The sequence below is a fragment of the Arenicella xantha genome, assembly GCF_003315245.1.
Taxonomy (GTDB): Bacteria; Pseudomonadota; Gammaproteobacteria; order Arenicellales; family Arenicellaceae; genus Arenicella; species Arenicella xantha.
In genome coordinates, this window is record NZ_QNRT01000001.1 from 228,398 (window position 1) to 254,461 (window position 26,064).

Sequence of the window (26,064 nt, forward strand, 5' to 3'; positions counted from 1 at the left end):
AAGAGCATATTTGGCCGACTATAAGCATATAACACCAACTATCACCAATCACTCTAGCTCACAGCTCAACTGTGATAACTTACTATTAACACCTAACCTCCCACAGGGACATCCTGCATGAACAAGACGTTTTTTTACTGTGCGATCTGGCTACTAGTGCTGGTTTGTTCAAGTTCAACGCTAACCACACTGCATGCCGCTGAGCTAGCGTTTGAACGATGCCAAATAAAACTTGCTGCGGTCGAACGCGACGCTGAGTGTGCAAGCTTACTGAGACCAGAGAACCCCGATCAGCCGAACGGCAGACAAATAGAGCTGTTTGTCGCCAAGTTTCCGTCCACGGCGGCCAAACCGGCCGATGATGCTATGACCTTTATACAAGGTGGCCCTGGCGGCTCATCGATTGACATGGCGATCAACTACTACCCAATCATCGAGACCATACTGAGTAAACGCGATGTGATCATTATCGATCAGCGCGGCACCGGACGATCGAACGAACTGTCCTGCCCTGAGTCAGAAATCGAAGACACATTTTTAGCATTTGACCCCGTGCGAGCCGAAGCGGAACTAAACAAATGCAAAGCCGCACTGTCAGCTTCTGATCTGCGTTATTACACCACTTCCATCGCGGTTCAAGACCTAGAAGCAATGCGAATCGCGGCTGGCTACTCACAACTCACAGTGTATGGCGTGTCCTACGGCACACGAGTTGCTCAGCACTATTTACGGCGGTACCCAGAAACAACCCGCGCGGTTATTTTAGATGGAGTCGCGCATATTGGACTTAACCTAGCTGGTGGCGAAATAGCTCGACAATCGCAGGCTGCATTGTCCGGTGTGTCGGCGCGATGCAAACTCGATACCGCTTGTGAAGCGCGATTTGGTGACGTGTTAGATAAATTTACACAGCTCGCCGAACGGCTTAAAGCACAACCGGTGAGTGTCACGATTCCCGACCCAACCACCGCTAAGCCAGTCACCAAAACCCTGACCGAGCAACATCTATTCGGTGTCATTCGCATGCTGCCTTACGCGACTGAGGGCCTAGCGCTACTGCCGCTATTGGTCGATCACGCTTATCAAGGAGATTACACTGCGCTGGCGGCTCAATATTTGTTAATTGAACGCTCCATGACTGACGGCTTTGCAATGGGGATGCAGTACTCGGTGATGTGTGCTGAAGATTATCCTTTTGTAAACGAGTCAGATCACGCCGGCGTCGAAGACACTTATATGAGCGATGCAATACGCAAATCAGTCGAAGTGGCCTGTAAAGTTTGGCCACAGGGTACTATGGACGAGGATTTTAGAGACCCATTTGAATCATCCGTGCCAGTACTCATTCTGTCTGGCGAGACTGATCCGATCACGCCACCAGAGAATGGCGAACGCGCCCACACCATGCTCGCCAACTCCCGCCATCTAGTAGTTCCGGCCCATGGCCACGGCGTAATCAGCCGCGGCTGTGTTCCAGCCCTAGCAAGGGATTTTGTCGTTGCAGCAAATTTTGAAGATTTCAACCCCACATGCATTGAGCGCGAACGTGCTATGCCATTTTTCGTCGACAGCACAGGACCTAAGCCATGATCCAAGTTAATAATTTGAAGAAGAGTTTCGGCAAGGTGAAGGCCGTCGATGGCGTGTCGTTTAATGCAGATGATGGCAAAATCACCGGTTTACTAGGTCCCAATGGCGCTGGTAAATCAACCACTTTGCGCATGCTGTATACCGCGTTTCGACCAGACTCAGGGTCAGCCACGATTGATCAATTCGACATTGTCAAACACAGCGTGTCAGTGCGCGCCTCAATTGGCGTACTCACGCACGGAGCTGGTGTTTACGAACGATTAACGGCGCGTGAAAACATTGCATACTTTGGAGAGCTGCACGGCTTACGTGGCAAAGCGCTGCAAGCACGTGTTGATGAACTTGCTGACTTGCTCGACATGCAAGAGTTTATCGAGCGACGCGCTAAAGGCTTTTCGCAGGGACAAAAAACCAAGGTCGCATTAGCACGAGCCCTAGTTCACAACCCTCGCAATGTCCTACTCGACGAACCCACTAATGGTTTGGATGTGATGGCCACACGTGGCTTAAGACAAGTAATTCAACGGCTAAAGCAAGAAGGTCACTGTGTGCTATTTTCCAGTCATGTGATGCAGGAAGTCGCCGCACTCTGTGACGAAATAGTGATCATCTCGGGCGGTAAAGTGTCGGCCAGCGGATCACCAGATCAGATAAGAACAGCCACCGGCGAATCGAACTTAGAGGATGCCTTCGTGAAGGCGATTGGATCAGAAGAGGGGTTGGTATAAATGCAAACACATAACATTAATAATCTACGTGGCTTCTGGACGATACTGCGCAAAGAAGTCATCGACAACTTGCGTGATCGTCGCACACTTACCACCATGGCCGTGTCTATTGTAGTCGGCCCATTATTACTATTTGGCTTTCTGTGGTTTGCTGAAAAAACCGTCAAAGAAGAAACCGACTTAGTCAATGCTGAGCCAACTCAGCTACCGGTTGTCGGCGCTGATAATGCGCCAAACTTAATGACTTGGCTAGCGCAGAATAACATTGAAATCGTAGCGCCTCCCAGTGAACCAGAACAAGCCGTAAAACGTGGCGAGCTTCGCGTGGTGTTAGTGGTGCCGGAAAACTACGCGGCGGCGTTTACCGCTGGTGAAAGTGCCCCAGTACGATTAATCCATGACAGCTCAATCTCCGGTCTCGACAAAATTGGTTACCGAACCGTACAAAAAGCGCTACTAACCTACAGTTCCCAGATTGGATCTATGCGGCTAGTCGCCCGTGGCGTAAATCCAAGTATCGTAAAAGCAGTACAGATTAATGTCTCAGACGTAGCATCACCGCAAGCCCGTAATGCACAGGTACTGAGTATGATGCCTTACCTGATTATTTTATTTATCATGGTTGGTGGAATGTATTTGGCAATCGATACCACGGCAGGCGAACGTGAAAAAGGCTCGTTGGAGCCGCTGTTAACACAACCAATTTCTAGGAGCACCATCCTGCTCGCTAAGCTTGGTGCCACCGTGGTATTTTCAGCGCTGACACTGCTATTAGTATTAATCGGCATCGGCTTGTCTATGGACTACGTGCCGATAGACATGATTTCATTATCAATTGATAGCGCGATTATTGTTAAAACCTTTATTGCCTGCTTACCTTTTGTATTACTCGGGAGCGCGCTAATGGTGTTACTCGCGTCATTCACCAAGAGTTACAAAGAAGCACAATCGTACCTCGGCATGATGATGATCATTCCCAGCTTGCCACTGATGTTGTTGATGATGATGTCGCCACAGCCCTCTTTGAGCAACATGTGGATCCCCAGCTTTAGCCAAGGTTTGATCATTATTCAAACCTTCAAAGGTGAAGATATTGCGTGGAACCTAGTAGCACTCTCGATGGGCGCTAGCACCTTATTAGCGCTGTTACTCGCCTTGCTTGCAGTTAAGCTTTATCAACGAGAACGCATTCTTGGCTAACTAGTCCGGTTTCTGCGCCAAACAGAAAAAGTAGGCCGCGAGCGAACAACTAAAGATTCGCTCACGGCCTAAGTCTTTCGCAAGCCAGCGCTTGAAACTACTTGGTTATTGGTGGAGCGGGCCGGGTTGGAATCGCGACATTACACACACTGATTCGACCGGTCGGCTCTAAAAACCACTCCTCACTGCGAGTGGTGCGGTCAGCTACATGGTCGGCAAATGCTTGACTATCGGTTCTCATTACTTGCAGATTCAAGGCTCCGGCCGGAAGTGAACTGGCCACTTTAACCGACTCAATTGGGGCTATTTCCTCGGCTGATTCATAAAATCCCAGTGGGCCAGTACCGCGCGGCAAGGTGCTTAGATGTTCCATACCTTGTAAAACACGCCCTACTAAGGTGACGTTAAGATCCAAATGTCGCGGCGAATGGCCAGTTACTACATATAGTCCTGAACCATTTCCACTGTCATCGCCCATGCCACGCGAAACCCCAACCATGCCATTGCAATGCGTCAACCAAGCGCGCTTACCATCGCTTGCGGTCGGAAACCCTGCGACAAAACCCACCTTGTCTGCATAGGCATCGCGACTTTCAATCGGTGTAAACCCCGCATCCTCGGGATCCACAAAAAATTCGACTTTTACCTTTTCTACGGCATCGCCTAACGGTTTGGCATGCTCAGTACCTTCTTTGGGATCGCCCCATTGCGCAACATAATTTTCTTGCGACCGCACCACACCGAGCCCGTCAAAATAGCCCTGTTTAGCCATTAACAAAATATTCTCAACGTGCTTAGGTGCAAACTGAGGGGCCAATTCTATGACCACCTTACCGCTCGCCAGCTGCATAACAATCACACGATCCAAATCCAGCGTTCGCCATGTGTCATCATCATTTTTGTTTGCTTCAGTGCTGACATGTGTCGGCGCAAAATAATTCGGCTCAACAAAATCAGGCTGTACTGGATAGATATAACTCCGATAGCTTGAAAGATCTGGCTGACCGGCCTGCTCCCAAGCCAATAGCCACAACTTAGACAGCGCAATGGCACCGACCGCCAAACGTTTTACCGCGAAGCCCTCATACTCGGACGCAATCAAATTGGGCGACTTACGCTCGGCTCGCACCTCTGGGTCGTCACTGCCCTTAACTAGTGAATGGGTTTTATCTAACGCCAACAAAGTGTTTAAGTCTTGGTGGCTTTCCGCTAACAAAGCCCAAACTAGTGTCTGAGGATCCGCCTCAATAAGGTCAACTTCGCCTGCCTCATACTCAGATAACCAAGCAGCATCTTGCGCATACGCGTAAACCTTAGCTGGCAAATCAAGCGGTAGAGCTGACACAACGTCCGATTCAAAGTAGCCATGCAAGCCCTTCTGAGCCGTGAGTTGACCATCATAATTAGCGGTGGTGTGGTGGGGATTAGCAAGATCACCAACGAAATGAGACATCAGGCCTGCATACAGCAACACTTGATTAACGCTGTCTTCGGTTTGTTGTCGGGTCTCAGCTTGTCCCGCCAGTTTCATCGCCGCTACCATCTCCGCATGAAGCTGTAAGATGCGCCACGGAGCCGTGCCGACTTCGAACGCCGTTAAGCCTTTGGCTATTGAGTCTGCGTCGTAGCGACTAAAGTCCACCGGCAAATCGGTGTAGGTTCGCACCTCCGGATAAACTCGCTCCAAATTAATGAAATGCGTTGTGTAATTCGCGTCGCGGTCGGATTGACTCATGTACGGTGCACGCCACACTATATCGGGCACGTTCGACAGGTGCGCTAACATATGGTCACGTGCAGCAAACGGTTTAATCAACGCCGCGTTGTCGTCTGCTAGGACTCGCAAATGCTGCACGGCAACTCTTGTTACCACGTCATGGCCGCGCTCGCCCCAGGCATGAGCCGCGGATGCCGCGAAAAAAACAGAAAACAGAAAAACCAATCGAGCGACGGCTAATAAGTGTCGTAAACGCATATAAAGTCCAATAAAGAAATAGAAATCGATCAACGAGAAGCATGTCACAGACCCTTAGCCCTGTGACACGTTCACCAGGAATGGCTAGTATCACAAGCACCGACAGGGACTTCAAGCCTACGATGACAAGATTGACTAACTCGGGCTAGTAAGCAACATTACCGATAAAAGCCGAAATGCCCAACCTAAAGCGGTGAGCACGGCCCATCAGGAAACAATGCTCGAGCGACGCCTAAATCCTGATTTAGCAGCGCGTTGCTTAATGCCACCGTGCGATCAGCCGCCACCTTAGCCGACCACTGTTGGTGCATTCGTTGATGTCCAGCCCGACCCATTGCTTGTAATTGATCTCGCGTTAAATTAGCAATCCTATCGACTACTTCGGACACGTGTTGGTCGTCATACAAAAAGCCCGTGACCTCGTCCTCAACCAACCAAGCGGCGGCACCGAGCTCTTGGTTAGCCAGTACACAACATCCATAACTCATCGCTTCATTGACCACCATACCCCAGCCCTCGCCATGATGGCTGGTCATTATAAACAGATCGGCTCGTGCCATATGTTCGCGCACTTGATCTTGAGTCTGCCAACCGACCATATCAATGCTCGATGCCAATCCTAAGCGGTCTATTTCAGCAGCCACCGCTGTCCGCAGGTCGCCATCGCCAATCAGAGTCAAATGGCAATCTAAACCTTTTTTCAGTAAATCTCTGAGCATATGAACCGCCTTGATCGGCTGTTTGACGGCGCTCAATCTGGCGCACCACAACAGTTGAATCGGCACGTCGGACTGTAACTTTTCAGGATAATCCGGCGCATCAATAAAATAGCCAAACTGCCACATGCGGTTCGCGAACACGCCTAGGCCGCGCAAATCTGCGGCCGCAAACGCACCGATCGCAAAGAAGTGGTAGTTAGCAACATCGACCGAATAATAATTTTTATACAAATGGGGAAGGCGTGATACTCGGCGCAACCAGTTCGGCGCACGTTTCCAGAGTCGTTCTTGGCACGCAATGGTTAAGCGACCCTGCCGAATGCGCTTGCGCACCTCATTGATCGGAAAACGTCCTTGCAACACGACATCGGCCGTGGCGATCCATTCTCGCGCCAATGCTTGATCTGCGTCAGACTTCCACCAACGGATGATGCAAGCATCGCGGTAATCATCTTGCCAGCCCATTTCTGCGCGAGCGTCGGATGTGGGCTTTTGAAACACAATTCGAAAATTGTCTACACCAAGGCATGCCACCATAGCGCGTGCGTAATCCATCTGATGATAAGACGCTTGATTTGTCAGAAAAACGACCTTGAAACCCATTCGTGCGCTCTGTGTAATACGAAATTTAATCCGATAATGAATGTGCTGCCCTACTTTTTCAAGCCGAATTGGGGTAGCTTCGTAGCGCTAAAAAATAACGATAATTATTTGTGTCCTAAGCATGACTGAAAATACCCAACCCGCTGGCGATCGACCCGTTATTTACACTCAAAACGGAGTGCAGAAAGCTATCTCAGAAGACGAAGCCATGTATATGTTAGATAGCATTGCCGAGCAGGACATACAGCGAGCGCTGGTACACTACCATCGACTTACTCAAGCAAACCCTTATGCGATCCGTTTGCTCAATGCGTTTTATCAGCGCCTACTCGATCTTTTTATGTTTGAGGATTTGCTCCAAGTGACCACTGAGCGACTCGCCTCGCAACCCAACTGCAAAGTAACTTTTTCGCGGCGACTTGATGCTCTGCAACATATGTTTCGTCATCAAGAACTTATCGAATCAGTCAAAGATGTCGTCGCCGTTAACCCCAACGAACCTACGCTACACAATATTCTTGGCGTTTACTACACCGAGGTCGGCAATGCCAAAAATGCCAAAGCGTGTTTTGATCAAGCCCTCAAGCTAAACCCAGACTTCGCCCCTGCACATTGGCATCGCGCCGATTACAGCACAGCTCCACAAGTCGACTTAGATGCGGTAACGCAGACTATTGCCTCTAGCAAACTAGCCACACCGCAAGCGCATTTTTGCCACTTCGCTGCTTACAAACTAGCCGAAAAAACAGGCCAGGACGCTATGGCCTTCGAGCATCTGCAGATTGCTAATGGCCTTAAACGACGTACTTTCAACTATGATCTGGATGCTGAAATTGCGATCGATAACAGCGCCAAAGAAATTTTTAATACGGCTTATATGCAGAGCCTCGACCCAGCTCCAGACGCGGCAGTAACACCTATATTCATCATGGGTATGCCACGTAGCGGCACAACCTTAGTCGAGCAAATCATCGCCAGCCACCCAGATGTTGCTGGTGGCGACGAATACACGGCGCTATCAAACGCCATCAAACGAGTACAGATGACCTCTGGTGAACGCATTCCGGTCAACCAATGGCTGTCAACGCGTAGCAAAAGCGATTGGGCCAAGATAGGAAATGCCTATGTCCACAATATGCGTTTTGTACGTGGTGACAAAACTATCGTGACCGATAAGAATCAGTTTAATCATCGCTCGATTGGGGTAATTAAGGCGAGTCTACCCAACGCCAAAGTAATTGTGGTAGATCGCGCACCAATGGACGTGGCGTTTGGTTGTTATCGTCAATTATTTGGCGGTCAAGGCGCGAAGTTTAGTTATCAATTTGACGAGATTGCTAAAATGTATGCGAGTTACAACAGCTTGATCCAGCACTGGCAAACGGTTACGCCCGAGTTCGTAATGCGCATACAATACGAAGAGTTAGTAACGCGCCCAAATGAAATCATTGCTCAAGTATTAGCATTTTGTGGGCTCACAGACGATCCAGCCTGCTACGCTCCACATCAATCGTCGCGCGTGGTTAAAACGCTGAGTGCCAAACAAGTACGGCAGCCGATTTTTTCACATGGCATAGACCGCTGGAAGCGATATGCAACACAACTCAGCCCGCTTGCCGAACAATTGGATCACGCTGGGCTGCTTTAAGCCCAGCACAAGGCCAACAAGTGAAATCTTCGTAGCAATAACTTATTGCACGGAAAAGTCTTGCGGACGATAAATTCGTTCCGCTTGGGCGCGTAGCGTGGCTTTATCAAATTCAGCTTTGCGCCACTGCTCACTCGCGAACAGTGGTGCTTGATCGTCAAAATGAGGCGAGCGGGTATCCGACGTTGCGCTACCAAATTGGTGAATTAAATTAGCGTCAAGCAGCCCGTTTGCGTTCCACTCAACCAATGCAATCCAAGTATCACCGTGGGTCGCCTTAGGCTTTTCATCCGGCGTGTAACCTATTGAATAAATCGCCCGCAAAATATCAGGGCCACCGCTGATCGGCACATCCGTGTCACCGCGTACCAAACGATTGACCGTGCCCCAAGGCACTTGGTATCCATCGAAATGCTTATTCATGTACGTAACCGCATCACTCAATGCGCTGACAAGTGCTGCATCAGAATGATCATCTGGCGACTCACCGCGGATAATCTGTCGTAGCAAAACGATAGCTAATGCGGCATGCGGGTTGTCAATATCGGTATTCAGATCCCACGCTTGCAAATGTGCCTGAGCTGCCGCCAGCACTGGCTTGTCGCTCAAGTCGAGCTGTAGAACCTTATTGATGATCGCCACATAATCAGAGTCTTGGGAGTAACGTGTATCAAACTTTTGTGCCAGTATCGCGTCACGGTCGAGCGTCTGAACACCATCATTCATTTCCATAAATCGCAGGGAACGATTGGTTTGGTTAGTCGCTAGCCCCATCGACGCCGGAAACTGGTCTGCGCTTAAATTGTCAGGCCCATCGGTCGCATTAAAAGGCGTATTATTGGCATTAAACACCAAGCCAGATTTCGGGTTGATCAATTTTGGCACCTCCGAATAAGGTCGGTAGCCTTGCCAAATTAAATCGCTTCGATCGCCAGGTAGATCTTTAGACCAATCCCAGCCATCGGCTCGAGCTGGGTACTGGGCATTGTGAATAAAACCGATATTATCGGCACGGTCGGCGTAGATATAATTAATGCTGGGTAGCGCGTTGAGTGCCATCGACTGAGTAAACTGAGCAAAATTTTGGCTCTTATTTAAGCGGTAATATTGTTCCAACTGACGTATCTCGTCCATACCCGCGTAGCGTATAGCGATTGTATTATCGCCGGCTTCGATTACCGGCCCATGCACACTGCGTAATACTCGGCGTGTTGCCGGATAATGAAAAGGCCCAAATAGTTTGACCTTAATGGTCAGCTCTTCGACTGCAAAATCTTGCCACTTGTCGTCCAGTCGATACTGTAATTCGTTGTTGGGGTTTCGCGTTAACACATAGCTATCGACTAAATCGATATGATTTACCGTGTTGGCCCATCCTAAATTTGGACTGAACCCATGCAGAATAACAGGTGTACCTGGAAACACACCGCCCAACATATTCCACCCTTCTTCTGACACCGCGTGCGCTTCATACCAGGCCACTGGGCCGGTCATTGGTTGGTGTGAATTAATCAGCAAACGCGTCGTCGCGTCGCCTGAACGTTTTGCCGCAACAGCCATAGCATTCGACCCCAACTCACCGCCTTGTGCAGGTCGAACCTGTAATGCTTGCTGCTGCGCGTTTGGCGCTAACGCCAGCTCTAAGTCGCGCTCAACATCAAAATAACTCAGTAAAGATTTATCAAGACTATAGAAAAACGGCGTTTTAAACATAAATCCAGCAACCACATCTTGCGCGGTAAAGGGAGCTAAGCCGTCCCAGGTTTTATCAGGGTGATGAGCCGCATACAAATTTAAGCCTTCTGCATAAGCGGTGGCAATGGCTTTAACATCGTCGGGCACATCTTGCTGGTAGCGACTATCGACAGTCTTCCAAATGCCCATCAGCGCCACGATATAGTCGGTCGGCGCAGCTTTCGCACCACGATACCGAGCTAGCACGCCACGAGTCGCGGCAATGGTTTCTTGCGTGGTTTGATAGTCGTCTTCGGCATGCGCATACGCCAACCCAAAACTAACGTCAGCATCGGTCTTACCAAAAATATGTGGCACGCCCCATTGATCTCGAATGATCTCCACGGGGTAGTCGGCCATGCCTTTGCTTAGCGACGCCGCAGATGGCGTCGCCGGCAATGGATCGTAAAGCCACACTAATGCCGCCAAAATCAAGACCCCAACCAGCCCCAGTAACACCTTGAGAATTCTTTTCATCGTTCCAACCACTTTTCTAATTATTTGACTGCATGATACTGAGCGCGTGACTACCGTTGTGTGAAGGAGCCTTAGCGGTTAGTTACCGACTCGCCGCTCCATCAACCCTAACGGTCTGCCATCTGGATCGTTGAAGAACCCCATCCACTCCTGCGAACCATCCTCATGTTGGTGTACCAACTGTGGAGCTTGAACAAATTCAACTCCTCGCGCTATCAAGGTATTGCTATCGCCAACAATATCCGACGATGAGAAGTAGACGATAGACTCCGGCGCTAAGGCTTCCGTCTCAGTCAGCATTAACCGCGTTTCTCCACACTCAAAAAATGCCATATTGCCAAAGGTATAAAGATGCCTCAGTCCCAGCACATCGGAATACCACGCGACTGATTGGGCAAGGTCACTTACGGTTCGAGCAATTTGCCCTACCCCACTTACACTAATTGGTTCACTCATTGCCTCTCCGTTAAAGCGCTATATGCTCGTCTCTTGGTGCAATAAAGGTTACCGCTAAGCACAACGCGGCGTCCACCGACGAAGAACGATTCAGCCATACATTAACGCGACAACTCTCCAATACCCCATCGCCCAACAGCAAGCATCATCATAATTTGTACAATTAGCCGCTAAAACCGTGAGTTTTGCCCAAAAATCATCCAATCGGGTGATTGTAGATAGCGTTTATCGGCGTAGCATTAACCACATAGAGAGTCAGCATGGACCAACGTTGACTCAGTTCAATTAACGCCGATTAAAGAATCATTTGGGTATTCGGTGCCGTCTATTGCTATCAAAAAAGGGAAAGGAGATCAGCATGTACAATGAAATATTAACGCCTACCAAACTAACGGGTCGCCAACTTCAGAAAATTTCTAACATTGCGCGGCAAACCCATTCAATGACAAGCAGAACCGTGTCTCTACGAGATCCAGAACTATTCACCAAGCTCGAGATAATTCTACGCCAAGCTCCGCTCACGGAGTTACGCACTCACCTACTTGATAACTTACACCAACTCGCTGAAGAGTTGCGCCATGTCGGCACAATTCACGAGCGATGTAATCTAGTAGTGGAGGACTATCAAGAATTTGGCCTCTGCGTGAGCTACGTAGAATCATACGCAGCCTGAGTCCTTGCTTACTAGAAAAGTATTGCCAACGCCAAAACAAGCAGGCGAAATCGTTGACTCCGGCTCGTTCATTTAAGTTTGGATGACCGAGCTATTGTTTTACGATTTGCCCGCTTGGGCATTTACTGTGATTTACACTGGCTTCGGCCCTACTGGTAACGACGTTTTGGATTTATGAGATATCCAAAACCTATCGCAAAATTTGCAGCAAAGCCTGAGCGTGCTCAGCCGCAGTGCGTCCAAGACTGGTCAAATACCCCCCATCCACCTGCGACGTTAAGCCTTTTTCGTATAAGCGCTTAGCCGCTACAACCTTACCGTCACCAGCCGTCGAGTGGACTTTGATGCCCTCTAGGTCAGTATCCAGATTGAACAAGGCCAAGACACTAAGTTCATCCAACAGTTCATTAGAAAATGGCATTCGCGCCTCCTTTATGATTGATTTGAATCGGTGGAAAAAAGATACATCAGAAAAATCACTATTGCTGCACTGTCGAATACAATTGCAAATAGAGCTTGATCCCAATAATCCCCACCGAACCCCAAGACTAAGCTAATAAAGGTCGCTTTGCTAATACAAGCGACAACTATTGAAAAACTACGCAGCGCAGGCCTGAATGCCGCATAGATCAACATACCGCCAACTAAGGCAATCAAGGCTCCCCAGTTACGCACCAATATTTGTGTAACGCCCTCATCAAGAGCGCTTGGCAATGCGCCGAACATGCTCATCAAGCCAGCCTGTGGACTGATAACAACTAACAGAGTACTGCATGTGATCAGACCAACCACCAACATTATCCACTTAATATTACCTTCAATAGCGTGCATGAAAACTCCTAATCTGAGTAATGGCATTATTCACCGAGTTCTAAGCAGCGTAACGATAAGCTTGTTAGGCGTTGACTCCGTCATTACCCAATGGGGGATTTGACCGACCAACCTCAATGCATGGTTTACGCAGATCGACGACCATGGTCTCAGCAATTTTGTCTTGAATCGCCTGTCTATTTTGATCCCAATACACTTGGAGAAAACCGAGTAGACCGGTCGCGAAGCCAGCTCCGTATCCACCGTAACGACCGAAGCTGTCCCATAAACTTAACGGCTTACCATCGATACGAATAATTTTTGTACCAACCAGTTTTTTACCCGGTGTTTGGCCATCCATCCAAGCAACGAAGACCGTAAAATAAAACGCTGCCCAGCCAAAACTTAAGCCAAGGTCTGATACTAAGCCATGCAGCCAAGCCACCACACTGGGAGGTTCAGACTCATTCTTGTTCAGCTCGTCTGTATCTTGGTCCGTAACAGAAGAGGCCTCACTTGGGTTAGGTAAGGACTCCTCGCCAACTTCAGCCGGTACTGAAGCGTCAAACTCAGCGATCTGCGGAACGACCACTTGGTCACTGTCAAACTTAAACGAGTTGCCGCTATAGAGGCTAACGCCAAGTATCATCAGGCAGCATGCACTAGTGCTTAACAAAGCGATGGCTTGGCCGACTCGGTTACGGTAAATCAGCGCTTTAAAGCCTTGAATCAATGCGAGAGAGCCCAATAATGCGACCAAAATTAGGCCGTTGAATGTCGCAATTACCGCAACCAGCAACATGTCCACCGTGATCGCGACAGCGCGTTTATGGGGGCTGGCTAGACGTTTTCCCAGTAGCTCTTTCGACACGGTAAACGCATAAGGGGTAACGTAATTTTTAGTTTTTTCTGATACCGTCATTATCCTAATGCATCAAATACTATTTTTGTTGGTTCGTTAGTCAGTAGCGTGAGCTTAGCTGATTTTTGCCACTGAACCTAAAACAAAATCTTTTCATCGCTACTTACTTCACATAACGACCATTGATTTGATATACATTATGTCTAATAAAAAATAATCAGGATTATTCTATAATGACTGCTGCACTCAAGACGATCCCAGGAGAAAAAGGTCTTCCAGTAATTGGGCACACCATGAGATTCATTCGTAACTGCAATAACTTGTTCGATGAAATGCATGAAAAATACGGCCCAATATATTACAACCATTACCTAGCAACCAAGGCAGTACATATCATGAGCCCTGAAGGCAATGAGTTTGTATTGCTGGATAGAGATAAAAACTTCTCGAGTCGCAAAGCGTGGAATCGCTCGTTAAAGCATTTATTCCCAAATGGGTTAATGCTGCGCGATGGCGATGAACACCGACACCACCGCCGGTTAATGGGAGCGCCATTTAAAGCCAGCGCACTGGAACGCTATGTCGACGATATGAACCCAGATATTGCCAGCACCGTGGCGGGTTGGGGACTACAGAAAGACTTTCGCTTCTATGTAGCGATCAAAAAGTTGACCCTTAACTTGGCGGCCAGCACTTTTATTGGTCAATCATTGAGCCGCGAGTCGGAACGAGTCAATCGAGCGTTTGTGGATATGGTAGAAGCATCAATGGTGTTAGTTAGATACCCAATGCTTGGCAACCGATATCAACGAGGGTTAGAGGGACGCGCCTATTTAGTAGACTACTTTGGTTCACGGATAGCCGCTAAAAAGGACTCTGATGACACCGACATGTTCGCCGAAATTTGTCGCGCCGAAGGCGATGACGGCAGTAGCTTTAGCAATCAAGACATCATTGACCACATTATTTTTCTGATGATGGCAGCGCATGACACGACCACCAGCTCATTGTCCAGCGTGTGTTACGCACTGGCGAAAAATCCTGAGTGGCAAGACCGGATTCGCTCCGACATCGAAGCTCTCGGCTCAAGCACGCTAGATTATTCACAAATGGCCGAATTTGAAACCGCCGAGTTAGTTTTTAAAGAAGCGCTGCGGATGTACCCCCCACTACCAACCATCCCTCGTTTGGCAATTAAAGCATGCGAGTTTAATGGTTTCCAAATAGACAAAGGCGACCAAGTATTTGTCAGCCCGTATTTTACCCACCGCTTACCAGCGATATGGACTGAACCCAATAAATTTGATCCACAACGCTTCTCGAAGGAGCGCGCCGAAGATCGCATCCATAAACACGCGTGGATTCCATTCGGTGGCGGAGCACATAAATGTTTAGGTTTACGGTTCGCCGATTTTCAAGTGAAGTTGGTGCTATTTCATTTACTTAAAAACTACCAAATCAGCGTTAAGCCTGGCTATGAAATGCCTTACCAACCAGCTCCGATTGGTAAGCCGATCGACTTACTGCCGTTGACCTTAACCCCCATTATTAAAACGTAGACAAGCCGCACTAGCAATCAACAACAACTGAAGATTCGGTCACCAGATTGAATCTTCAGTTTTACCTTGTACCTTGCAGTCGGCTACGCGAAAGCTGATTGCATTTGCAGAGCCTCGTTGACGTTGATAGTCATTTGTCACCGCGATAATCGTGCGTGTCAAAAATAGCAAAGCCACCACGTTGATCACAGCCATCAAGCCAAACGCCATGTCAGCGGTGGCCCACACTTGCACCAAATCAAACCGACAACCAATAAACATCATACTCAAAAATATCAATGTAAACGTATGCCGCCCCCAACGATGATCGAGCTTGAAAAAGTGTAAATTGCTTTCAGCATAAGCGTAATTACCAACGATCGACGTAAAGCCAAACAGGCAAATTGCCAACGCCACAAAATGACTGCCAAACGGGCCGATGTGTTCCACCATCGCGCGCTGGGTCAAACGAATTCCTTCCATATCACCAGCCTCGCCGCCTTGCGCCAGTAATATCACTAAGGCAGTACAAGTGCAGACCACCATCGTGTCGAAAAATACGCCAAGCATTTGCAGATAGCCTTGCGACGCCGGATGATTCGGGTTCGGCGCGGCACTCGCCGCCGCCTGCGGCACACTGCCGGCCCCAGCTTCGTTAGAATAAAGGCCCCGCTGGATGCCATTTTTGAGCGCCGCGGCAAACGTTCCCGCGCCAGCTTCCTGCCAACCAAATGCTGACGTCACTATATTAAGCAGCAGGTCTGGCACCAGACTAATATTCATGAAAGTGATGGTCAATGCAGTAAGTACAAACGCCAAGCCCATAAACGGCACTACGATTTCGGCAAAGCGCCCAATCGAGCGGAGTCCACCGATGACGATAAGCGCCGCTAACACGGTCACCACCGCCGCAGTCGACATCACCGGAAACTGGTAAGTATTGTTAAGCGCATCAGCGATGGTATTAGCCTGCACCGCAGAAAAAACAAAGCCATAGCCGAACAATAACGACAGCGAGAACAAAACCGCTAACCAGCGCTGATTAAGCCCCAGCTGAATGTAATAAGCTGGCCCACCACGGAATTCTCCATTGCTATCGTGCACTTTATAAACTTGGGCTAACAAGCTCTCAGCATAAGCCGTCGCCATACCAAGAAATGCAATAACCCACATCCAAAATATGGCGCCAGGGCCGCCCAATGAAATAGCAATGGCAACGCCCGCGAGGTTGCCGGTTCCGACGCGCGCTGACAAACTCGTACACAAGGCCTGGAACGAGCTGATACCGCGCTCATCAGAGTGTCGACTGCCTTTGAGCAATGCAAACATGTGACCAAAGTGACGCAACTGCAATAAGCCCAACCTAACCGAAAACCAAATGCCTACCGCGATCAATAAATATACGAGGACGCTGCCCCACAAGACGCTATTTACCTGCGATACAAAATTATAAATCATGCGATTATTGGCTGGATGACGGTTTCGATAGTTAAATTGAGTGTACTACTTGCAGCATGAATAGGGTGCCTTTCCTTACGATTCACCACGCGAGTCCGACACGGGGTCTAACATAAAGTCCACCGCCGCTTGCGCATGAATCGCAGCTGTATCAAACAGTGGCACCGAGGTGAACTCATCAGTCACCAGCAAACCAATTTCGGTGCAACCTAAAACAATTGCATCGGCACCTTGCTCAACCAGCGCATCAATAATCTGTAGATAAGCCTGGCGTGATGTTGACGATATGACTCCGTTACAAAGTTCGTCATAAATCACCCGATGCACCTCTGCTCTTTGCGTACTGTTAGGGGTTAGTACCTCAATCGCATGATGCTCCAAGCGACCGCGATAAAACGACTGCTCCATGGTGAACGCTGTACCTAACAGACCGATCTTGGAAATACCCGCAGACTGTAGAGCTAAGGCAGTAGCATCCGCAATATGTAACAGCGGAATCGACACAGCTGACTGAACTTCTTCAGCTATTTTGTGCATGGTGTTAGTACAAATCAATAAGGCTTCGGCACCGGCTCGCTCTACCGAGATAGCCGCTGCGCTTAGTAGCTCAGCCGTACCCGCCCAATCACCAGCATGTTGCATACGTTCAATCTCAGCGAAATCAACACTTACCATAGCCAGCTTGGCTGAATGCAATCCACCGAGTCGTTGTTTTACACCGCGATTGATTTCACGATAGTAAGTAACGGTACTCTCCCAACTCATGCCGCCTAACAAACCAATTGTCCTCATCATCGTGTTCCATCGTAGTTAAAATTCCGCTTATCGACTGCTTAGGGTAAAGTCGTGCCTCAGGCAAACGTATCCCGAGCGCTAATCCAATGCAATCAAAATCAATCATTATCGCCGCGGCAGTTATGCTCGGTATGGTCGGTATCTACTTTTTCACCACAACAACGAGTGAACCAACGTTAACTGGTACACAAAGTGATGCTCAAGAGAACCCACAGCAACCGAACCTTTCACTCACTCCAGCGCCGTTGCATGAGTCGATTGAAAGTGTCGCCAACCCGTTTATCAGTGAAGATGGCCGACTTTCGCAACGCATGGCGGGTTTTGTGATCAGCGATCAGGTTGCGCAATTGCGTGCAGCATATGCACAGTTTATTGGAGATGACGTGCCATTATTAGATGAGCTAACAAAGCTCACCGAATTGAAAATTCAACAAGATGCTAATTTGGCAATGACCGACGGCGGATTAGCTTATCTCACCGCTAACTCATCGGATCAGGGGCAAGCCAATGACCAATTTGACCCAGCCCAACAAGTCGAGCTCAAGCTGTATGATGAGCAGCTAATGAAATTTGAGGAAAATAGAATTGATTTTGAAGATGCGGTTCATGACCTGTTGTCACCCGAACAACTGCGCGCATTTCAAGCCTTCGAACAGCAGCGCGCAAGCATGAACCTGCGACAGCAATCCGCCATGCTCGCGGTGTCATTTAAGATTGGTGTCGGTGAATTATCCGCAGATCAGCAACAAAAACTGGATGCCATATTAGAGTCACAATTAAACGAGAGCCTCGAACAAGTACCGCTAGGATCGACCATTGGTGATCAATTTAGTGCGGCAGGTTCAGTCCAAGCTAGACGCCTGTCCGACTTTGAGTCAGCGCTAATTAGCTTGTTAAGCACTGAGCAACGTGCCCGTTATGAGGCTTCGCCGCTGAGAATGTTAGGTCAATAACCGGGTCTTATTTGCGCCGAATTGTCATGGTGTAGCCAGGCTGATTAATCTCACCGACAGTCACGTCAATATCTAATTCTTCCGAGCCACGATATATTTTGAACGCCATTACCTGGCCAGCTTTCATCACCTTCAGCTCTTGGTAAAATCTTTCTTTAACCTCTGATGTTTTTGACGAAACAAGGTTAGCCCCATTTAACTCAGCAACTATATCGCCGGTTTGCAACCCTGCCAACTTAGCGTTGTGACCCGGTGTCACACAGGTTAATTCGACACCACCAGGGCGCACCTCAGAACAAATCCCCAAGAACGGTTTACGGATCGGTTCCTGGCTCACCGTAATGGTTTCTTCACCACTCATATCAAGCAATTTTTTGGCGAGAAAACTGATTTCGTATTTAAGCTCTTCGGTATGGTTCTTTTCATCCCAAAATTTAGACTCTAGCGCTTTTTCTCGCTCTTTTTGACTTTTACCACCAGTCTCGCCCGCATAACTCACACCGATTGACGCAAGCGATAACGTTAGCAGCAGCATTGTAGAAAAAATTATTGTACTCATCTTCATTTTGTCACCTTGGCACTAAAACTAGTACTTAGCATTAACCACATTGTCTTTACGTTGATAAAACAATCGGTTTAATTCGTTTAAAACTTCCACTCGATCGGTCCAAAGAATGCGCAGACGCTCAGCATCTTGCGGCGTATTAGGTTTGGCTTCTTGCAACGCTTGATCGACTGAGGTCAGCTTCCAGTAAAGCCGCTCGGCCGCCGCACGGTCCGATTCACTCAGACCATCTTCCTGCACAACTACTTGTTGCAACACGTTCTCTAGCCCGCGTGAATTCAACATTAGCTGATTGATTTTCGCTTGCATTTGACTCGTTGCTTGCTGCTGCTGAGTGGTTTGCTGGGTAACCATAAACACACTAAACATACCAACAAAGGCTATTGATGCGGCTAGAGTATAGATCGCGCGCGTCAAAGAATTGTTTTGCTTGGCCGGCGAAGCGCTAGTCCGAGCTGACGCCAAGTCAACAACATTCGCTGCCGGCAAATCACTGGACTGTAAAATTCGCTGCCATGCATCATCACTAGGCGCTTGGTCTACACTGTCAAATAAATGCCCAGCCAATTTATCCAGATACGCCATTTCAGCTTGGCATTGTTCACAGTTTTGCACGTGTGCTGTCACCGAGGTCTGGATACCGTCTCGGATGTCAGTCAGTTGTTCAATCGTTGCATGCATTAGTGTTCACCTACTGTTGGTAGCAGTTCAGATTGTGGAATCCGCTCGCGCAAAAATTGTAGTGCACGCGCAACCACAGACTTGGAATAACTCGGCGTCTTATCGACCAGCCCAGCTATCTCATTATGCGTATACCCCTCAACTTCTTTAAGCCATAAGATCATACGCATGTCTTCGGGCAATTTATTCAACAGTGTCGTCATGTCGGTTTGATCGCCCAGTCGTTGAGCAAAGTCGTCTGACGAAGAGGGAAAGTGCTGATCATCGTCAGTGTCTTGAACCTGCTCAAAGAAGCTAAATTCATCACTGGATACCACCACATTGTGTTTTTTGTGCTTGCGTAAATACATCAAGCTCTCATTGACAGCAATCTGTCGAAGCCACATGCCGAGCGGCGCTCGTCCTTCGTAAGACGGCAGTTTATTAATCAGCTGTATAAACGTATTGTGCAGCACGTCTTCTGCACATTCGGTTGATCCACAAATTCCCAACGCTAGGGTAAATATGGCCCGAGAATACGTTTTATACAGCTGACCGTGTGCACGGGAATCCCCACGCTTCGCGTCTCGCAATACGTCCTCAGCCACCACCTGCTGAAAGCGTTGATACTGTATAGAAGAGTTTCTGCCGTGCATAACTCAAGGATGCGAGCCTGTTTAAAAACGTCGCAAAGAAATTAGAGAAAATCTGTTTTACACGGAATTAAGCCTAAATACCAATTGTCTTCGATCACTGGCAGTCATTTCTCCGTTCGCTGATGATACCAACAACACCTCGATTTGCCTGGCCTGATTAAAATCGCGAAACATCTTAAGGCTCGGAATTAGTGCGTCCAAGAAGGCCGCAATTCGCTTAGTTTTAATGTCAGACTCAATGTACAACGCGTTAATGGTGAGCACGCCAGTTTTGCGATCCACCTTGGCATCCATTCGGCCGGCCATCTGCTGCCCCCATAACAACGGCAATACAAAATAACCATGCACTCGTTTATTGGCAGGCACATAGCACTCGATTTGGTAATTAAAGTCGAACAGCTCCTGCAAACGGCGACGTTGAATTACTAGATTGTCGAAGGGCGATAGAATTTTAACTTTAGTCTGGCTCAAAGGTTTGGCCAGCAACTCGAGCTCGGCACCGCGCGCGAAGTACGCTTGACCATTAACCGAAAGCTTTTCAAGTTGCTTTTGTTCCGCCAAGCGCTCGCACAACTCGACGACTTTAGTTTTAGTGCCTTTGCGTAAATACGCTATCTCGGCTGGAGTCCCTAAACCATTACATGACAAATAACGGTCCACCAGATACATCAACTGCTCATCTTCAGATGGCATCGACGTATCAATACCGGCGGGCAAAACACGCTCAGTTAAATCGTAAACTTTTTGGAAGCCACGCCGCTCAACAACCATTAACTTGCCTTCCATAAACAATTGTTCCAAGGCTATTTTGGCCGGCTTCCATTCCCACCAACCGCTACCTGAGCCAAGCTTCTGATGCTTAAAGTCGCTGGCTTTAAGTGGGCCTTCTTGCGCAATTCGTTGTAATACCGCGCTCGACATCGCCTGATCTTTTCCGTGCCAGTGGCGCTCGCCATCCGCAAAACTCTTTTTTTGACGTAAAGAATAGCGATAATCTTCAATCGGCAAGTAAGCCGCCGCGTGCGACCAATATTCAAAAACGTGGCCTTGCCGCATTAGGTGATCGAGCTGATCTGGCCGATAAGAGTCTATACGATTCCAACAAGTATGATGATGAGCCCGAGCAACCACCGAGATCGTATCAATTTGCACATAACTGAGTTGTTGAATAGCACGCCGGACCGCCTGATGCCCAGAGCCAAACTCGCGGGAGCGCAACAAGCCTTGACCTAATAGTGCGAGCTTTCTAGCTTCCTTTGGGCTCAACGAAATCAAGTTGAATACCCAAAGCGAACACTCGCATTGCTTGTGTTTTCCAAAGCGACACGTGTTTGACACTGAATCACAGTAGCATTTATCGCTCGCTGAATAGTTCTGATACCCGCCACGCAACTGCCGCGAGCGCTACGCATCCGCTCGTCGGCGAAACACTAGACATTGATTATTAGCCGGCATACTCACATCTCGCAACAAGCCAAATCCAGCTTGATCAGCTAAGCCCACTACCGCCTCAACGTCTCTAATACCGCTACCCTGCCCGCGCCCGCGCAGACTTTGATCAAACTGAGCATTGCTCTCACTGGTAAAACGCCCATGGTATTTGAACGGGCCATAAACAATAAAGTACGCACCGTCAGCAGACACCGTCGGCAAGCCAGCAAATAACGCTTCAACCTCCGTCCAGGCCATAATGTGCAAGGTATTCGCGGTATAAATTAACGGAAAACGAAGGCCAGCCTCTACCCACACTGTTTGATTAACATTTAACCCCAGCGGTAGGCGGATATTCTCCACCTTAGCGTTAAGCAATTGCGCTCGAATACCATCTAAATAGGCGTCACAGTCGCTTGTTTGCCATTCGAGGTGCGGTTTAGCTTGAGCAAAATGGAGTGCGTGTTGGGCGGTGCCGGTACCAATTTCAAGCACATGGTCGACTTCATCTAGCACGCTTGAAATAACGTCCAAAATAGCGTCTTTGTTGCGTTCGCAGGCCGCCGAGAAAGGGAGTAGGATAGTCACCAATCTATCTTAAAACAATTTTCTAACAGGCTGTAGACAATTATGTGGTTTCCGATGCTGCTGCACGAACTAAATGGCTAACTTGAACGGCCAACTTAAACACCTTGCTTGCCACGTTTTAATTACGGCTGCTATATTTCGCAGCTTGAAACGTATGCGACATTATCCAGGGCACCGTATGGCTCGCCAAAATCCGAGAACCTAACTGCTTTGAGCGAAACCATTTTCAATATCCATGACGTCATTTTACTGATGACGGCTTTCTTGTGCCTACTGTTTGCGTTATTGCTGCTCACCCTTAAAAGCAGCAAGCGCACTTCAAACATATTTTTATCACTGTTTCTGATACAACAAGCGGCAATCCCACTAGATATTTTAATTAGTTTCGGTGAAGAATTTAGATCGGTAGCACTGAATTACTCGCCCAATTTGTTCTATTTCTTCAGTTATGGTTATTGGTTAGAGGCACCATTGCTGCTTTGGTATGTAAGGTCGATTATCTATAAAAATTACAGCTTGCGCGCAACCGACCTAGTCCTGCTGGTGCCGTTTTTAGCCTACTTAACCCATCAATGGATCTACTTTTACAGCGTCGGCAGTGTAGATCGAGTTGCCGAACTACAGACCTATCAATTACAGACCACAGAAGAATATATTCACTGGATTACGCTATTAAGAGAAATGTTCCGAGTGGCGCTGGGCGTCGTCTGTTTAATTGAACTACAACGTTATCGTCGCCATCTGAGAACCAATGTGTATAGCGCCGATCATGACGAACTGGCATGGCTAACGATATTAGTGACCAGCTTCACCTTGCTCCGCGCATGGTCAATGATTGTTGTGTCATTGATGATTTTGAGCGTGTTGTTTGGTGTCACAGTAAACTTTGGGGCGGCTGGCCTACTTGGCAACTACACAGCATTTTTACTGGTCAGCCTACTAATATTTTATAGCTTGGGCCACGCGCATGTACATGAAGGAATTGACCGCGATGTCGACATAGCCGAGCCCAAACCGATCGCTCCCGAACATCGACAAAATGTGCTGGACTATATTGAAGCGCATAAACCCTACACCAACACCATCTTAACCATTGATCGGCTTGCCGACCAAATTGGCCTGCCAACACGCACACTATCGAACGTAATTAATCGCCAGTTCAATTGTAATTTCTACGAATTCATTAACGGCTACCGAGTAAACGAAGCCACGCACCTGCTCAGTAACCATCCCGAAAAAACCATTTTGGAAGTCATGGCACTAGCCGGATTTAACTCTAAGGCGACTTTTAATACATTTTTCAAAAAGAAGACCGGGCAGACACCGAGCGAATTCCGCGCCAACGCCAATAAGCCAAAAACACTCGATAAAGGATGATTGTCAAAAATAAAACACCTATCACCAAGCTTTTTCGCTATCATCAAGACGATCTTAGAGGGATTTTTATCACCGCGCTGGTTAAGTTACTAAGCCAATACGTTTGAATTTAGCTTCGTGATAACGTAGGGTAATAGACGACATGCCTAGGGAAGCAACTTCCCGCTTTCCAGCGTAGATCGATTGGGGCTCGAGAAATCGAGTATATTTTTAGGTCGGGGTAGGCGTATATCAAAATGAAAAGTGGCTCAAACAAAATTTCTTTTACCGCAGTGAGTGTGCTCGCCTTTTGTGCGTGGGCAACGACTGTACAAGCACAAGACAGCATAAGCGGCAGTGCAAGTTTCAACTTGATTGGTAAAACTGACTCAGAGCAAACTCTAGGTCGGCATTATACAGTGGTACGATACTTGGACGAAAAGTGCGCGAAACCTAAACGCAATTCCCGTTTATACCGTGAAAAATACGTAGAAGACATTGAAACGTTTGATACGATTGATATCGCCACAACTGAACCGTTTATTTTTCAAGTTGACTATGAAGAAAAACGGCGTGATACCGAACGTTCATGTTCCGCAGCGGCAGGCTTTACACCGGTTGCTGGACGACGTTATCGTGGTGAATTTAAAGTAAGCGGCCAAGTTTCAAGATGCGAGATCACGTTGTTCGACGTCACTGAAGGCGAGGTCGAATTTCCAGCTGAAATCGTGCCTGAAACAATGTGTACCCGACGTGGCGCAACAGGTAACGGCAACGGCGTACCAACCCACGCAATGATCGACCGTTTCTAATCGTTCACATCTTAATGTTGTGAAGCAGATGTTGTGAAGCTACGGTTAGTATTGTTCAGCGAAGGACGGTGGTAGGAACTTAAGGCGCCGTTTTTTGAACAACGCGAACGGTTAGGCAGATTGGTAAACTCTTACCAAATTGAATTGAGCCGACTCTGCTAAATCCGGCACGGTATGACTCTGATAAGTCGCCACCTCAGCAACTCCATGCAATAAGTTTTTAGTAATGCGCGAGTCGGCTACGATCACCTGTCCAAAATCAGCCAAGAATCGGTCGAGTAGCAGCAAGTTATCACGATCGTAAAACACATCAGAAATAAGCACCGTCGCGGCGGCGGTATTTTGATCAAACGCGTCCAAGCTTGGATAACACTCCACACTAACTCCATTTAGTTTAGCGTTATAGCGAGCAGCGGCTAATGCTATTGGGTCGGAGTCAACCATGAGCACATGCTCTGCGCCAGCCAATGCGGCAGCGATTCCGGCCACACCTGATCCACAGCCAAAATCTACTATCAACTTATTTTTGGCCAATTCTGGACGGTCCAATAAGTAGCGCGCGAGCACTTGACCACTGGCCCAGCAGAACGCCCAATACGGCGGTTCGTCCATCAATGCCTGCGCTTGTGTCCCAGTCAATTTATGTTGCGGGTAGTCAGCAGCGAGTAAACTCAACACCAGCTCCGGCACTTGTGGCAAACTATCGGTCGACAACGCAGCATAAGGAACCCGAGCAGACAACTCGCTTTGCAACTGTTTAAACGCGAATTCTGTCATCGTAATGGGGGATATCTCGCAACTGAGCAGGCATTAAATCTGAGTGCGAGACCACAGGCTACGCGACCTCGATGGGACTCTCAGGCAATGATGCCCATTCCGCCCAAGCACCATCATATAAACGCTGCAAACCGTAACCCGCTTCGAACAATGCCAAACTAATGATTGCCGCGGTTACTCCAGAACCACATGAGGTAATAAATTTCGGTTCGGGCTGATCCTGCAAACTCTCGAATAAGGCCCCCAACTCTGCAGCTGAACGAAGTTGACCATCGAGCAACAACTGATCAAACGGCAGCGATTTCGAACCGGGTATATGTCCAGACGGCAAACCGGCTCGAGGCTCTGGCGCTCGGCCAGCAAAACGAGCAGCTGAGCGAGCGTCGAGCACGGTATAGTCAGCGGTGTGGCAATTCGCTAATAAATCGGCATGATTAACCACCAACCCCGCGGGTTCCGATGACTCATATACTTCGGCTTGTAGCTGAACTTGCGCAGCGCTTATCGCGCCGCCATGAGCAATCCAAGCTGGCATCCCACCATTTAAAACTCGAACTCGTTGGTGTCCAAATACTTTAAACATCCACCATACCCTAGCCGCCGAAAACAAACCGGCGGTATCATAAACCACCACCTCATGCCGATTGCTGATGCCTAAGTTCCCGACATGCGTCGAGAAGATGTCAGCGCTTGGCAGCATATGTGGCAACTCAGACTGCGTGTCGGAGACCATATCAATATCAAAAAATTGCGCCCCCGGTATATGCTGTTGTTGGTATTCTGCAATCGTATTGCGTTGCGCCGATGGCAGGTACCAAGATCCGTCCAACACTCTCAGCGTCGGATCATTAAGTCGATCACTTAGCTCATCGACACTACAAAGTTGACTCGTATTTGGCATATTTGAATAGTAACCACTAATGCGCGAGCTGCCAACTGAATCACCCCAACCCTTGGCGCTCGTGTCGATCCTCGATTTACGCTATCGTTAGATTGAACA

At 48.3% G+C, this 26,064-nt stretch carries 25 protein-coding genes; 9 read left to right on the forward strand and 16 right to left on the reverse strand.

Annotated elements, in window-relative coordinates; all coding sequences use genetic code 11:
* Nucleotides 1–117 precede the first annotated feature (117 nt).
* From DFR28_RS01005 to DFR28_RS01015, 3 genes are read left to right on the forward strand one after another with little or no spacing between them, the layout of a single operon-like run.
* Nucleotides 118–1,590: an alpha/beta hydrolase gene (locus tag DFR28_RS01005; protein ID WP_113952441.1), complete on the forward strand. Its 1,473-nt coding sequence runs from the start codon at nt 118–120 to the stop codon at nt 1,588–1,590.
* A complete protein-coding gene (locus tag DFR28_RS01010) occupies nt 1,587–2,318 on the forward strand; it encodes an ABC transporter ATP-binding protein (protein WP_113952442.1) in 732 nt (243 codons plus the stop codon). The genes DFR28_RS01005 and DFR28_RS01010 overlap by 4 nt, the downstream gene beginning before the upstream one ends.
* Nucleotides 2,319–3,518 carry an ABC transporter permease gene (locus tag DFR28_RS01015; protein WP_113952443.1) on the forward strand — a complete coding sequence of 400 codons (1,200 nt, stop codon included), beginning with the start codon at nt 2,319–2,321 and terminating at the stop codon, nt 3,516–3,518. It begins immediately after the preceding gene.
* Between the two features lie 97 nt (nt 3,519–3,615).
* Here DFR28_RS01015 and DFR28_RS01020 read toward each other — a convergent pair whose 3' ends face one another.
* The gene (locus tag DFR28_RS01020) at nt 3,616–5,493 is read right to left on the reverse strand and encodes a peptidylprolyl isomerase (protein WP_113952444.1); all 1,878 of its coding nucleotides are present in this window, start codon (nt 5,491–5,493) and stop codon (nt 3,616–3,618) included.
* 185 nt (nt 5,494–5,678) lie between these two features.
* Nucleotides 5,679–6,815, reverse strand: coding sequence for a glycosyltransferase family 4 protein (locus tag DFR28_RS01025; protein WP_113952445.1), 1,137 nt, complete (start codon nt 6,813–6,815; stop codon nt 5,679–5,681).
* Between the two features lie 121 nt (nt 6,816–6,936).
* Between DFR28_RS01025 and DFR28_RS01030 the strand changes: the two genes are divergently transcribed.
* Nucleotides 6,937–8,463: a sulfotransferase family protein gene (locus DFR28_RS01030; RefSeq protein ID WP_113952446.1), complete on the forward strand. Its 1,527-nt coding sequence runs from the start codon at nt 6,937–6,939 to the stop codon at nt 8,461–8,463.
* Between the two features lie 42 nt (nt 8,464–8,505).
* Here DFR28_RS01030 and DFR28_RS01035 read toward each other — a convergent pair whose 3' ends face one another.
* Nucleotides 8,506–10,674: a penicillin acylase family protein gene (locus tag DFR28_RS01035; protein WP_113952447.1), complete on the reverse strand. Its 2,169-nt coding sequence runs from the start codon at nt 10,672–10,674 to the stop codon at nt 8,506–8,508.
* Between the two features lie 78 nt (nt 10,675–10,752).
* Nucleotides 10,753–11,130: a VOC family protein gene (locus tag DFR28_RS01040; protein WP_113952448.1), complete on the reverse strand. Its 378-nt coding sequence runs from the start codon at nt 11,128–11,130 to the stop codon at nt 10,753–10,755.
* A 358-nt stretch (nt 11,131–11,488) separates the two neighbouring features.
* Here DFR28_RS01040 and DFR28_RS01045 point away from each other — a divergent pair, with 358 nt between their 5' ends.
* Nucleotides 11,489–11,803, forward strand: a complete 315-nt coding sequence (locus DFR28_RS01045; protein ID WP_113952449.1) for a hypothetical protein — start codon at nt 11,489–11,491, stop codon at nt 11,801–11,803.
* 190 nt (nt 11,804–11,993) lie between these two features.
* Here the strand turns inward: DFR28_RS01045 and DFR28_RS01050 are convergent, their stop codons facing one another.
* From DFR28_RS01050 to DFR28_RS20135, 3 genes are all read right to left on the reverse strand, one after another.
* On the reverse strand, nt 11,994–12,224 hold the full coding sequence (locus DFR28_RS01050) for a TIGR02647 family protein (protein WP_113952450.1): 231 nt from the start codon (nt 12,222–12,224) through the stop codon (nt 11,994–11,996).
* An 11-nt stretch (nt 12,225–12,235) separates the two neighbouring features.
* The gene (locus DFR28_RS01055) at nt 12,236–12,634 is read right to left on the reverse strand and encodes a hypothetical protein (protein ID WP_113952451.1); all 399 of its coding nucleotides are present in this window, start codon (nt 12,632–12,634) and stop codon (nt 12,236–12,238) included.
* Nucleotides 12,635–12,698: 64 nt separating this feature from the next.
* Nucleotides 12,699–13,535, reverse strand: a complete 837-nt coding sequence (locus tag DFR28_RS20135) for an RDD family protein (protein ID WP_113952452.1) — start codon at nt 13,533–13,535, stop codon at nt 12,699–12,701.
* 173 nt (nt 13,536–13,708) lie between these two features.
* Between DFR28_RS20135 and DFR28_RS01065 the strand changes: the two genes are divergently transcribed.
* Nucleotides 13,709–15,034, forward strand: coding sequence for a cytochrome P450 (locus tag DFR28_RS01065; RefSeq protein WP_113952453.1), 1,326 nt, complete (start codon nt 13,709–13,711; stop codon nt 15,032–15,034).
* Nucleotides 15,035–15,073: 39 nt separating this feature from the next.
* On the opposite strand, the gene DFR28_RS01070 is transcribed toward DFR28_RS01065, so the two are convergent.
* Nucleotides 15,074–16,471, reverse strand: coding sequence for an alanine/glycine:cation symporter family protein (locus DFR28_RS01070; protein ID WP_113952454.1), 1,398 nt, complete (start codon nt 16,469–16,471; stop codon nt 15,074–15,076).
* Between the two features lie 75 nt (nt 16,472–16,546).
* A complete protein-coding gene (locus tag DFR28_RS01075; protein WP_113953364.1) occupies nt 16,547–17,263 on the reverse strand; it encodes an aspartate/glutamate racemase family protein in 717 nt (238 codons plus the stop codon).
* 89 nt (nt 17,264–17,352) lie between these two features.
* Between DFR28_RS01075 and DFR28_RS01080 the strand changes: the two genes are divergently transcribed.
* Nucleotides 17,353–18,219 (forward strand): hypothetical protein, encoded by an 867-nt coding sequence (locus DFR28_RS01080; protein WP_113952455.1) that lies wholly within the window; start codon nt 17,353–17,355, stop codon nt 18,217–18,219.
* 7 nt (nt 18,220–18,226) lie between these two features.
* Here the strand turns inward: DFR28_RS01080 and DFR28_RS01085 are convergent, their stop codons facing one another.
* The 5 genes from DFR28_RS01085 to DFR28_RS01105 form a co-directional block, all read right to left on the reverse strand.
* Nucleotides 18,227–18,778 (reverse strand): PDZ domain-containing protein, encoded by a 552-nt coding sequence (locus DFR28_RS01085; RefSeq protein ID WP_170131922.1) that lies wholly within the window; start codon nt 18,776–18,778, stop codon nt 18,227–18,229.
* 27 nt (nt 18,779–18,805) lie between these two features.
* On the reverse strand, nt 18,806–19,465 hold the full coding sequence (locus DFR28_RS01090; RefSeq protein WP_113952457.1) for a hypothetical protein: 660 nt from the start codon (nt 19,463–19,465) through the stop codon (nt 18,806–18,808).
* On the reverse strand, nt 19,465–20,100 hold the full coding sequence (locus DFR28_RS01095; protein ID WP_113952458.1) for an RNA polymerase sigma factor: 636 nt from the start codon (nt 20,098–20,100) through the stop codon (nt 19,465–19,467). Before DFR28_RS01095 ends, DFR28_RS01090 begins: the two co-directional genes overlap by 1 nt.
* A 57-nt stretch (nt 20,101–20,157) precedes the next feature.
* Nucleotides 20,158–21,375 (reverse strand): winged helix-turn-helix domain-containing protein, encoded by a 1,218-nt coding sequence (locus DFR28_RS01100; RefSeq protein ID WP_113952459.1) that lies wholly within the window; start codon nt 21,373–21,375, stop codon nt 20,158–20,160.
* 129 nt (nt 21,376–21,504) lie between these two features.
* Nucleotides 21,505–22,119: a DUF938 domain-containing protein gene (locus DFR28_RS01105; RefSeq protein ID WP_211316801.1), complete on the reverse strand. Its 615-nt coding sequence runs from the start codon at nt 22,117–22,119 to the stop codon at nt 21,505–21,507.
* A gap of 210 nt (nt 22,120–22,329) precedes the next feature.
* Between DFR28_RS01105 and DFR28_RS01110 the strand changes: the two genes are divergently transcribed.
* Both DFR28_RS01110 and DFR28_RS01115 read left to right on the forward strand, forming a co-directional pair.
* Nucleotides 22,330–23,496 carry an AraC family transcriptional regulator gene (locus tag DFR28_RS01110; protein WP_147250887.1) on the forward strand — a complete coding sequence of 389 codons (1,167 nt, stop codon included), beginning with the start codon at nt 22,330–22,332 and terminating at the stop codon, nt 23,494–23,496.
* A 236-nt stretch (nt 23,497–23,732) separates the two neighbouring features.
* Nucleotides 23,733–24,287 (forward strand): hypothetical protein, encoded by a 555-nt coding sequence (locus DFR28_RS01115; protein WP_113952461.1) that lies wholly within the window; start codon nt 23,733–23,735, stop codon nt 24,285–24,287.
* 111 nt (nt 24,288–24,398) lie between these two features.
* Here DFR28_RS01115 and DFR28_RS01120 read toward each other — a convergent pair whose 3' ends face one another.
* Complete coding sequence (locus DFR28_RS01120) at nt 24,399–25,064, reverse strand: class I SAM-dependent methyltransferase (protein WP_113952462.1); 666 nt, start codon at nt 25,062–25,064, stop codon at nt 24,399–24,401.
* A 58-nt stretch (nt 25,065–25,122) separates the two neighbouring features.
* Entirely contained in the window at nt 25,123–25,965 is an 843-nt protein-coding gene (gene sseA / locus DFR28_RS01125) for a 3-mercaptopyruvate sulfurtransferase (RefSeq protein WP_113952463.1), read from the reverse strand.
* Nucleotides 25,966–26,064 lie beyond the last annotated feature (99 nt).

Excerpts from the sequence above, each read along its gene's own strand:
- DFR28_RS20135 (WP_113952452.1), bottom strand. The coding sequence starts at position 13,535 with ATGACGGTATCAGAAAAAACTAAAAATTACGTTACCCCTTATGCGTTT.
- DFR28_RS01080 (WP_113952455.1), top strand. The coding sequence starts at position 17,353 with ATGCAATCAAAATCAATCATTATCGCCGCGGCAGTTATGCTCGGTATG.
- DFR28_RS01020 (WP_113952444.1), bottom strand. The coding sequence starts at position 5,493 with ATGCGTTTACGACACTTATTAGCCGTCGCTCGATTGGTTTTTCTGTTT.
- DFR28_RS01050 (WP_113952450.1), bottom strand. The coding sequence starts at position 12,224 with ATGCCATTTTCTAATGAACTGTTGGATGAACTTAGTGTCTTGGCCTTG.
- DFR28_RS01030 (WP_113952446.1), top strand. The coding sequence starts at position 6,937 with ATGACTGAAAATACCCAACCCGCTGGCGATCGACCCGTTATTTACACT.
- DFR28_RS01045 (WP_113952449.1), top strand. The coding sequence starts at position 11,489 with ATGTACAATGAAATATTAACGCCTACCAAACTAACGGGTCGCCAACTT.
- DFR28_RS01075 (WP_113953364.1), bottom strand. The coding sequence starts at position 17,263 with ATGAGGACAATTGGTTTGTTAGGCGGCATGAGTTGGGAGAGTACCGTT.
- DFR28_RS01040 (WP_113952448.1), bottom strand. The coding sequence starts at position 11,130 with ATGAGTGAACCAATTAGTGTAAGTGGGGTAGGGCAAATTGCTCGAACC.
- sseA (WP_113952463.1), bottom strand. The coding sequence starts at position 25,965 with ATGCCAAATACGAGTCAACTTTGTAGTGTCGATGAGCTAAGTGATCGA.
- DFR28_RS01095 (WP_113952458.1), bottom strand. The coding sequence starts at position 20,100 with ATGCACGGCAGAAACTCTTCTATACAGTATCAACGCTTTCAGCAGGTG.
- DFR28_RS01035 (WP_113952447.1), bottom strand. The coding sequence starts at position 10,674 with ATGAAAAGAATTCTCAAGGTGTTACTGGGGCTGGTTGGGGTCTTGATT.
- DFR28_RS01015 (WP_113952443.1), top strand. The coding sequence starts at position 2,319 with ATGCAAACACATAACATTAATAATCTACGTGGCTTCTGGACGATACTG.
- DFR28_RS01065 (WP_113952453.1), top strand. The coding sequence starts at position 13,709 with ATGACTGCTGCACTCAAGACGATCCCAGGAGAAAAAGGTCTTCCAGTA.
- DFR28_RS01005 (WP_113952441.1), top strand. The coding sequence starts at position 118 with ATGAACAAGACGTTTTTTTACTGTGCGATCTGGCTACTAGTGCTGGTT.
- DFR28_RS01025 (WP_113952445.1), bottom strand. The coding sequence starts at position 6,815 with ATGGGTTTCAAGGTCGTTTTTCTGACAAATCAAGCGTCTTATCATCAG.
- DFR28_RS01070 (WP_113952454.1), bottom strand. The coding sequence starts at position 16,471 with ATGATTTATAATTTTGTATCGCAGGTAAATAGCGTCTTGTGGGGCAGC.
- DFR28_RS01120 (WP_113952462.1), bottom strand. The coding sequence starts at position 25,064 with ATGACAGAATTCGCGTTTAAACAGTTGCAAAGCGAGTTGTCTGCTCGG.
- DFR28_RS01115 (WP_113952461.1), top strand. The coding sequence starts at position 23,733 with ATGAAAAGTGGCTCAAACAAAATTTCTTTTACCGCAGTGAGTGTGCTC.
- DFR28_RS01010 (WP_113952442.1), top strand. The coding sequence starts at position 1,587 with ATGATCCAAGTTAATAATTTGAAGAAGAGTTTCGGCAAGGTGAAGGCC.
- DFR28_RS01085 (WP_170131922.1), bottom strand. The coding sequence starts at position 18,778 with ATGAGTACAATAATTTTTTCTACAATGCTGCTGCTAACGTTATCGCTT.
- DFR28_RS01090 (WP_113952457.1), bottom strand. The coding sequence starts at position 19,465 with ATGCATGCAACGATTGAACAACTGACTGACATCCGAGACGGTATCCAG.
- DFR28_RS01055 (WP_113952451.1), bottom strand. The coding sequence starts at position 12,634 with ATGCACGCTATTGAAGGTAATATTAAGTGGATAATGTTGGTGGTTGGT.